The organism is Achromobacter sp. Bel (assembly GCF_012928505.1).
GTDB lineage: Bacteria > Pseudomonadota > Gammaproteobacteria > Burkholderiales > Burkholderiaceae_B > Achromobacter.
The window spans coordinates 21,597-29,301 of record NZ_JABBJN010000070.1 but is presented as its reverse complement, the minus strand read 5'-3'; the positions used below and the strand labels follow the sequence as shown (position 1 = coordinate 29,301).

The window sequence follows — 7,705 nt, the reverse complement described above, 5'->3', positions numbered from 1 at the left end:
CGCCATCGCGGGCGACGAGGTGCGCGCCTTGATGGCCGCGCTGGGCGCGGACTTGCTGGACTTCACGCGCCGTGGCGCGGCGGCGCTGCATGGCGGCATCGCGGACAGCGCCAACTGGTCCGTGAGTGAAACGGCGGCCGCCGTCGACACGCTGGGCCATGGCGCGATGGTGGCCGCATTCAGTGGCGCGGGACCCGAGCTTACCCTGCGCGCCCAATTGAAATTGCCCGACCTGCCCGCGGCGGATTTTCCGCTGCCTCCCGCCGAAGCCCTGTCGCTGGGCCTGTCAATATTGAAGAACACGGATCCCCTATGGCATTCCTCCTTCCCCGCGATCCGCTGACGCCTCGCGCCGCAGGCGGCCGCATCGACCCCGCCGTCCGCGTCTTGCGCGGCGCGGACCATGCCGCGTGGGCGGAGGCCCAGACGCTGCTGGCCCAGGCGCGGGTGCAGGCCGACGCCATCATGAGCGGCGCGCAAGCCGCGTTCGACGCGCAGAGCCAGCGTGGTTACGACGAAGGACGCGAAGCGGCGCTGCTGGACCAGGCCGAAAAGATGATCGAAACCGTCGGCCGCACGGTCGAGTATTTCGCCGGCGTGGAAAACGAGATGGTCGAGCTTGTGATGACGGCGGTGCGCAAGGTCGTGGACGGTTTCGACGACCGCGAAAAAGTCATGGTCGTGGTGCGTAATGCGCTGGCCGTGGTACGCAACCAGAAGCAGATGACCCTGCGCCTGAACCCGGCCGAAGTCGAGGTCGTGCGCGAGCAGATCAACGACCTCTTGGCCGCCTATCCGGGCGTGGGCTATCTGGACATCCTGGCCGATGGCCGGCTGGCCCGGGGCGCCTGCATCCTGGAAAGCGAGATCGGGATGGTGGAGGCCAGCCTGGAAGGCCAGATGCAGGCCTTGCGGCAAGCGTTCGAGCGCACGCTGGGCAGCCGGATCTGACCATGCGCCAGTTCGACTACATCGCCGAGATGATGGGGCTTGCACTGCAGGACACGCCCACCTTGCGCATCAAGGGGCGCGTCACGCAGGTGATCGGCACGATCATCAAGGCGGTGGTGCCGACCGTGAAGGTGGGCGAAGTGTGCATCCTGCGTAACCCCGGCGAAGACTTCGAGATGAAGGGCGAAGTCGTGGGTTTTGCGCGCGACGCCGCGCTGCTGACACCGATCGGCGACATGTACGGCATTTCGACGGCCACGGAAGTTATCCCCACCGGCCGCGCTCATATGGTGCCGGTCGGGCCGGGCCTGCTGGGCCGGGTGCTGGACGGCCTGGGCCGACCGCTGGACGAAGCCGAACTGGGGCCTCTGGAGGCCAGCAAGTTCTATCCCGTGTTTGCCGAGGCGCCGGATCCGCTCAAGCGCCGCATCATCTCTGAGCCGTTGGAGCTGGGCGTGCGGGCGCTGGATGGCGTGCTGACGTGCGGCGAAGGCCAGCGCATGGGCATCTTCGCGGCCGCTGGGGGCGGCAAGTCGACATTGATGGGCATGCTGGTCAAGGGCGCCGACGTGGACGTGACCGTGGTGGCGCTGATCGGCGAGCGCGGCCGCGAAGTGCGGGAATTCCTGGAACACGAATTAGGCCGCGAGGGGCGGCGCAAGAGCGTCATCGTTTGCGCGACCAGCGACAAATCCTCCATGGAGCGCGCCAAGGCGGCCTACGTGGCCACGGCGATCGCGGAGTACTTCCGCGACCAGGGCAAGCGCGTGCTGTTCCTGATGGATTCGGTGACCCGCTTTGCGCGGGCCCAGCGCGAGATCGGCCTGGCGGCCGGCGAACCGCCCACGCGCCGCGGCTATCCGCCTTCGGTGTTTGCCACCTTGCCCAAGCTGATGGAGCGCGCGGGCATGAACGAACGCGGCTCCATTACCGCGCTGTACACCGTGCTGGTGGAAGGCGACGACATGACGGAGCCGATCGCGGACGAGACCCGTTCCATCCTGGACGGCCACATCGTGCTGTCCCGCAAGCTGGGGGCGTCCAATCACTACCCGGCGATCGATGTGCTGGCGTCCGCCAGCCGCGTGATGAACGCCGTCATTTCGCCGGAGCACAAACGCATGGCCGGCCGCTTGCGCGAGCTGATGGCCAAGTACCAGGAAGTGGACCTGCTGGTGAAGATCGGCGAATACAAGCGCGGCGGCGACGCCGTCACGGACGAGGCCATCGACAAGATCGGCGCCATCAACCAGTTCCTGCGCCAGCGCACGGACGAGCGCGCCACGCTTGCCGAGGCGCTTGCCCGCATGGCGGAAATCGTGGGGACGCAATGAGCGTGTTCGACGAACTGCTGGCCATCAAGCGCTTCCGCGAAGGCCAGGCCGAGATCGCTGTATCGCGCCAGCGCTTGCGTCATTCGCAGGCGGATGCGCAATGGCGCGACGCCGCAACGGCGCTGGCCTCGTTCCGCGATTCGGCTCAGCGGCGCGAATCGGCGATGTACGACGACCTGTGCAGCCGGGTGGTGCGCGTGCGCGACATCGAAGACGTGTTGCTGGGCGTGGCGGGCCTGCGCGAGGCCGAGCGTCGCCGTGAACAGGCGGTGGAGGCGGCTGCCCAGCAGTTGCAGCAGGAAAGCGTGGCGCTGGCCGCCAGCCGCCAACAGCACCAGCAGGCCGTGCGCCTGACCGGCAAGTTCGTCGAGCTGGCCAGCCTGCATCTGGACGAGCACCTGAAAACGCTTGAACGCAAGGAAGACCAGGAAATGGAAGAGGCTGCGTCGGTGGTCCGCGACCGCGAGGATTGGGAGCAGCACGAGGAGTTCGAGCCGGCATGAGCATCGACCGACGCATCGGCCTGGAAACGGCCATCCCTCAGAACACGGGCTCGCTGGCCCAGTCCGACGGCCATGCGGCTGGGCGGCAGGCCAGCGACGCGGACCGGCAGGCGTTCGAACAGGCCCTGTCCGGAGGCCAGGACGACGCCAAGCCCGGAGCGCCCGCCACGCCCTCGCCGTTTTCGCTGTTCGGCGCGGCCAGGAATGCGGGCCCGGAGGGTCAGGGTGAAGCCGCCCGCGACGCCGGCGCGCTGGCCGAAGCGTTGTCCGAAAGCGCCGGACGGCTGATGGTGGCCGACGGCAGCCAGGGCCGGCGCCAGGTGCGCGTGGAATTGAAAGACGACGTGTTGCCGGGTGTCGGCGTGTCGGTCTATGAAGAGGGCGGCCGCGTCGTGGCCGACTTCGTCTGCGCCAACGAACGCTCCAGAGAACGGCTGTGCGCCATGGCGCCAGACCTTGCGACGCAGTTGGCCGGCAGCCTTGGCCAACCGACCCGGGTGCGCGTCAGCACCGACGACCCCGAAGATCCCTGCTTGGCGGAAACCGACGCTTCGGCGCCGGGCCGCTGACCACCCTTGCATCCGATGACAGCCTCACCGCCTTCCCCATTGTTCTCTTTGCCGTTGCCGCGCTTGTCGGGCAACGAAGCCCGCGCCCGTTCGTTGATTGCGCGCCATGGCGCCGACTTGCGCGTGACCCTGGCGCCGCTGGCAGGCGCCGACGCCGAACCCTCGGATTGGCGGATCGGGTTCACGCCAGGCGTGCCGGACGCGCTGCGCCAGTCGGCCAGCCTGACTGCGGATATCGAATGGGCCGGCGCTCGGTTGCGGCTGGGCCTGCCCGCCTCGGCGGTGCACGCCTGGCTGGCCGCGCGCCTGCCGGGCCTGGATGCCGGCGAGGTGCCCGCGCCGCTGATCGCGACCGCCATCGAGACCTTGCTGGCCGAAGTCATGGCCGGCCTGGCCGATGCGTCGCCCGGCGGGCCCGCGCACATCGTGTCCCGCGACGCGCCGGCCGCGCCGTTGCCGCAGGCGTGGACAATTGCCGCCCGCCATCCGGCCACCGGCGGTACCGTGTTCGCCAGCCTGGAGTCGGACGGCCTGGGCCTGATGCTGCTGGCCGGCCTGGTCAGCCAGGCCGAGCCGGCCGTCAACGACATCGACACCGACGCGGTGCCGGTGCGCGTCGCGGCCAGGCTGGGCTGGACGGACCTGCCCGCCACCGAACTGGCCGCCCTGCAGCCGCGCGACACCATCTTCCTGGACCACTACCTGGTGTCGCCCGATGGCGAACTGTGCCTGGCCGCTGGCGGCCAGGGCCTGCGTGTGCGCCAGGAAAACGCGTCGTACCTCATCACTCAAAGCTGGAAACCCCTTATGACCGAGACGCCTCAACCTTCGGCGGACGCGGGACCGGACGCGCAAGCGCCACTGGACATCGATGCCATCCCCGTGCGCCTGACGTTCGAGCTGGGCGAACGCCAATTCACCCTTGGCGACCTGCGCCGCCTGCAGCCTGGCGAGACCTTTGACCTGGAGCGGCCGCTGGCCGAGGGGCCGGTCATCGTGCGCGCCAACGGTGCCTTCGTCGGCGCCGGAGAACTGGTCGAGATAGACGGCCGCGTCGGCGTGACGCTGACGCGCCTGGGCAAGGCGGGCGCATGAACGGCGCGGATCCGATCAGTCTGGCGGTGGTGCTGGCGTTATTGGCGTTGGTGCCGCTGGCCGCCGTGATGACCACGTCCTTCCTGAAGATCGCCGTGGTGCTGACGCTGGTGCGCAATGCCCTGGGCGTTCAACAGGTGCCGCCCAACATCGCGCTGTACGGCCTGGCGCTGATCCTGTCCGCCTACGTGATGGGCCCGGTCGTCATGCAGATCGGGGACGAGCTGCGCGCGGTGCCCGCGGCGGTGGAGGCGCCGGCGTCGGGACCGTCCGCCGCGCCCGCGCCGGACCGCCTGAACAGCATCCTGGACGCCGTCGCGCGCGGCGCCGAGCCGATGCGCGCCTTCATGTTGAAAAACAGCAAGCCCGAACAGCGCGACTTCTTCGTGCGTACCGCGCGGGGGCTGTGGGGCGAGCAGCAGGCCCGCAACCTCAAGCAGGACGACCTGCTGGTGCTGATCCCGTCCTTCCTGGTGTCGGAGCTGACGGCAGCGTTCCAGATCGGTTTCCTGCTCTACCTGCCGTTCGTCATCATCGACCTGATCGTCTCGAATATCCTGCTGGCGATGGGGATGATGATGGTGTCGCCGATTACGATCTCGATGCCCCTGAAGCTGTTCCTGTTCGTGATGGTCGACGGCTGGACGCGGTTGATCCAGGGCCTGGTCTTGTCCTACAGCTGAGCGCGCCATGGGAACCGTAGACCTCGTCTCTTACATGACCCAGGCGCTGTACCTGGTGCTGTGGCTGTCCTTGCCGCCGATCGCGGTGGCTGCCATCGTCGGCACCTTGTTCTCGCTGTTCCAGGCGCTGACCCAGATCCAGGAGCAGACGCTGTCGTTCGCGGTGAAGCTGATCGCCGTGTTCGTCACCATCCTGCTGACGGCGCGCTGGCTCAGCGCCGAACTCTATAACTTCACGATTTCCGTGTTCGACCTCTTCTACAAAATCCACTAGGCGCGGACATCGATGATCTCCGGCATCACTTACGTTGAAGCAAAGGTATTCCTGGGCACGCTGGCGTTGACGCAGCCCCGGATCCTGGCGCTGTGCGTGATGCTGCCGCTGTTCAGCCGCCAGCTGCTGCCCGGCATGCTGCGCTACGCCCTGGGCGCTGCCATCGGCATCATCCTGGTGCCGGCGCTGGCGCCGCGCTACGCCGTGATGGACCTGGGCGTCATCGACGTTGTGCTGCTGGTGGTCAAAGAGGTTTTCATCGGCATGGTCATGGGGTTTCTGGTGGCCATCCCGTTCTGGATCTTCGAGGCCGTAGGCTTCGTGGTGGACAACCAGCGCGGCGCCAGCCTGGGCGCCACGCTCAACCCGGCCACAGGCAACGACTCGTCGCCGCTGGGGATCCTGTTCAACCAGGCCTACATGGTGTTCTTCCTGGTGGGCGGCGGCTTCATGCTGATGCTGACGATGCTGTACGACAGCTTCCGGCTGTGGGACTTGTGGGACTGGACGCCCACCTTGCGCGCGGAGAGTGTGCCGCTGATGCTGGACCAGCTGGGCCGGATGCTGCGCCTGACCCTGCTGTTCGCGGCGCCCGCGATCGTGGCCATGTTCCTGGCCGAGGTGGGCCTGGCGCTGGTCAGCCGCTTCGCTCCGCAGCTGCAGGTCTTTTTCCTGGCCATGCCGGTCAAAAGCGCGCTGGCCTTGCTGGTGCTGGTGCTCTACATGAGCACGCTGTTCGAATACGCGGGGGACGCCACCGGCCACATCCGGTCGGCGGTGCCGTTCCTGGACAACCAGTGGCGGGCGCCATGAGCGGCGAAAAGACCGAACAGCCGACTAGCAAGAAGCTGCGCGAAGCCCGCCAGAAGGGTGACGTTGCGCACAGCAAGGACTTCACGCAGACGCTGCTGGTGCTGGCCCTGTTCGGCTACATGCTGGGCAACGCGCACGGCATCGCCGAAGCGCTCGGCCGGCTGATCTTGATCCCGTCCACGCTGGTGGCGCTGCCATTCGAACGGGCGCTGCCGCTGGCGCTGGACGCGGCGCTGCGCGAGGGGGTGCACCTGGTGCTGCCGTTCGTGCTGATCGTGCTGATCGTCGGCTTGTTCGCAGAGTTCCTGCAGGTAGGCGTGGTGCTGGCGTTCGAAAAGCTCAAGCCGTCGGGCAAGAAGCTCAACGTCATGGAGAACCTGAAGAACATGTTCGCCAAGAAGAACCTGGTTGAACTGTTGAAGTCCGTCATCAAGATCGCGTTCCTCACCGTGCTGGTCGTGCTGGTGGTGCGCGATGCGCTACCGGCGCTGATGGCGGTGCCGCATAGCGGCCTGGCGGGGCTCGAGGCCGGCGTGGGCGGCATGATGCGCACGCTGGTGGTGAACATCGCGTTCGCGTATGTCGTCATCTCGCTGGCCGATTTCGTCTGGCAGCGCATGCAGTATCGCAAGGGGCTGATGATGAGCAAGGAAGACATCAAGCAGGAATTCAAGGAGATGGAGGGCGACCCCCACATCAAGCACATGCGCAAGCATCTGCACCAGGAGATGGTGATGCACGGCGCGGTGGAGAATACGCGGCGGGCGTCGGTGCTGATCACCAACCCGACCCACCTGGCGATCGCGGTGTTCTACGACCCCGACGAGACGCCGCTGCCAGTGGTGCTGGCCAAAGGCGAAGGGGCGCTGGCCGAGCAGATGATGCGGGCGGCTCGTGAAGCCGGGGTGCCCGTGATGCAGAACATCCCGTTAGCCCGGTCGCTGATGGCGGCCGCGCAAGTCGAGCAATTCATTCCCAGCGAGCTTATCGAACCGGTCGCGGAAGTCCTGCGGCTGGTGCGCAAGATGGCCGCGAATCCGGAGTCGCAATCATGAATTCCAGTCCGCACGCCTTGATCGCCGATTACGCCGGCCGGCACGGCCTGCCGGCGCCGGCAAGTGCCGCCGGCCGGATGACGATCGTTATCGATGAGGTCTATCGCGTACATCTGCAGCCTGCACCGCAGGGCTGGCTGGCGATGACGGCGCGCTTGTGTGCGCTGCCCGCGGCAGGCGCCGGCCGCGATGCGCTGGTGCGGGAGGTCGGGCGCCTGTCGGCCGGGATGCTGAGCCGCCACAAGGCGGCCTGCGTCGTGGATCCGCAGGGCCGAGCGCTCTGGCTGCAGCAGACGCTCGCGCCGGATGGCGGCGCGCAGTCGTTGGACGAAGCCGTGGGCGAATTCGCCAATGCGCTTTCTTTTTGGGCCGGCGCAGTGCGGCGGCTGGCATGAGCAGGATTTCCGGGAACCCTACCCGAGGAGAAT

General features: G+C 67.4%; 10 protein-coding genes and 1 pseudogene. All 11 read left to right on the top strand.

Going from position 1 to position 7,705, the window contains the following annotated elements; genetic code table 11:
• A pseudogene (locus HG262_RS27740) lies at window positions 1–343 on the top strand (hypothetical protein); the annotation flags it as partial.
• Window positions 313–951: an HrpE/YscL family type III secretion apparatus protein gene (locus tag HG262_RS27735; protein WP_169274072.1), complete on the top strand. Its 639-nt coding sequence runs from the start codon at window positions 313–315 to the stop codon at window positions 949–951. The pseudogene HG262_RS27740 and the gene HG262_RS27735, both read left to right, overlap by 31 nt.
• A gap of 2 nt (window positions 952–953) precedes the next feature.
• Entirely contained in the window at window positions 954–2,285 is a 1,332-nt protein-coding gene (sctN, locus tag HG262_RS27730; protein ID WP_169274071.1) for a type III secretion system ATPase SctN, read from the top strand.
• A complete protein-coding gene (locus HG262_RS27725) occupies window positions 2,282–2,788 on the top strand; it encodes a YscO family type III secretion system apparatus protein (RefSeq protein ID WP_169274070.1) in 507 nt (168 codons plus the stop codon). Before sctN ends, HG262_RS27725 begins: the two co-directional genes overlap by 4 nt.
• Window positions 2,785–3,357, top strand: a complete 573-nt coding sequence (locus HG262_RS27720) for a flagellar hook-length control protein FliK (RefSeq protein WP_169274069.1) — start codon at window positions 2,785–2,787, stop codon at window positions 3,355–3,357. The genes HG262_RS27725 and HG262_RS27720 overlap by 4 nt, the downstream gene beginning before the upstream one ends.
• A gap of 15 nt (window positions 3,358–3,372) precedes the next feature.
• Window positions 3,373–4,452 (top strand): type III secretion system cytoplasmic ring protein SctQ, encoded by a 1,080-nt coding sequence (gene sctQ / locus HG262_RS27715; protein WP_169274068.1) that lies wholly within the window; start codon window positions 3,373–3,375, stop codon window positions 4,450–4,452.
• Window positions 4,449–5,135 (top strand): type III secretion system export apparatus subunit SctR, encoded by a 687-nt coding sequence (gene sctR / locus HG262_RS27710; RefSeq protein ID WP_169274067.1) that lies wholly within the window; start codon window positions 4,449–4,451, stop codon window positions 5,133–5,135. Before sctQ ends, sctR begins: the two co-directional genes overlap by 4 nt.
• 7 nt (window positions 5,136–5,142) lie before the next feature.
• Window positions 5,143–5,409, top strand: coding sequence for a type III secretion system export apparatus subunit SctS (gene sctS / locus HG262_RS27705; protein ID WP_169274066.1), 267 nt, complete (start codon window positions 5,143–5,145; stop codon window positions 5,407–5,409).
• A gap of 12 nt (window positions 5,410–5,421) precedes the next feature.
• Entirely contained in the window at window positions 5,422–6,222 is an 801-nt protein-coding gene (gene sctT / locus HG262_RS27700) for a type III secretion system export apparatus subunit SctT (protein WP_169274065.1), read from the top strand.
• The gene (gene sctU / locus HG262_RS27695) at window positions 6,219–7,277 is read left to right on the top strand and encodes a type III secretion system export apparatus subunit SctU (RefSeq protein ID WP_169274064.1); all 1,059 of its coding nucleotides are present in this window, start codon (window positions 6,219–6,221) and stop codon (window positions 7,275–7,277) included. The genes sctT and sctU overlap by 4 nt, the downstream gene beginning before the upstream one ends.
• Complete coding sequence (locus HG262_RS27690; protein ID WP_169274063.1) at window positions 7,274–7,672, top strand: CesT family type III secretion system chaperone; 399 nt, start codon at window positions 7,274–7,276, stop codon at window positions 7,670–7,672. The genes sctU and HG262_RS27690 overlap by 4 nt, the downstream gene beginning before the upstream one ends.
• The last annotated feature ends 33 nt before the right edge of the window (window positions 7,673–7,705 follow it).

What these genes read in the sequence shown, in the direction of transcription:
- HG262_RS27735 (WP_169274072.1), top strand. Translation starts at nt 313, where the DNA reads ATGGCATTCCTCCTTCCCCGCGATCCGCTGACGCCTCGCGCCGCAGGC.
- sctN (WP_169274071.1), top strand. Translation starts at nt 954, where the DNA reads ATGCGCCAGTTCGACTACATCGCCGAGATGATGGGGCTTGCACTGCAG.
- HG262_RS27725 (WP_169274070.1), top strand. Translation starts at nt 2,282, where the DNA reads ATGAGCGTGTTCGACGAACTGCTGGCCATCAAGCGCTTCCGCGAAGGC.
- HG262_RS27720 (WP_169274069.1), top strand. Translation starts at nt 2,785, where the DNA reads ATGAGCATCGACCGACGCATCGGCCTGGAAACGGCCATCCCTCAGAAC.
- sctQ (WP_169274068.1), top strand. Translation starts at nt 3,373, where the DNA reads ATGACAGCCTCACCGCCTTCCCCATTGTTCTCTTTGCCGTTGCCGCGC.
- sctR (WP_169274067.1), top strand. Translation starts at nt 4,449, where the DNA reads ATGAACGGCGCGGATCCGATCAGTCTGGCGGTGGTGCTGGCGTTATTG.
- sctS (WP_169274066.1), top strand. Translation starts at nt 5,143, where the DNA reads ATGGGAACCGTAGACCTCGTCTCTTACATGACCCAGGCGCTGTACCTG.
- sctT (WP_169274065.1), top strand. Translation starts at nt 5,422, where the DNA reads ATGATCTCCGGCATCACTTACGTTGAAGCAAAGGTATTCCTGGGCACG.
- sctU (WP_169274064.1), top strand. Translation starts at nt 6,219, where the DNA reads ATGAGCGGCGAAAAGACCGAACAGCCGACTAGCAAGAAGCTGCGCGAA.
- HG262_RS27690 (WP_169274063.1), top strand. Translation starts at nt 7,274, where the DNA reads ATGAATTCCAGTCCGCACGCCTTGATCGCCGATTACGCCGGCCGGCAC.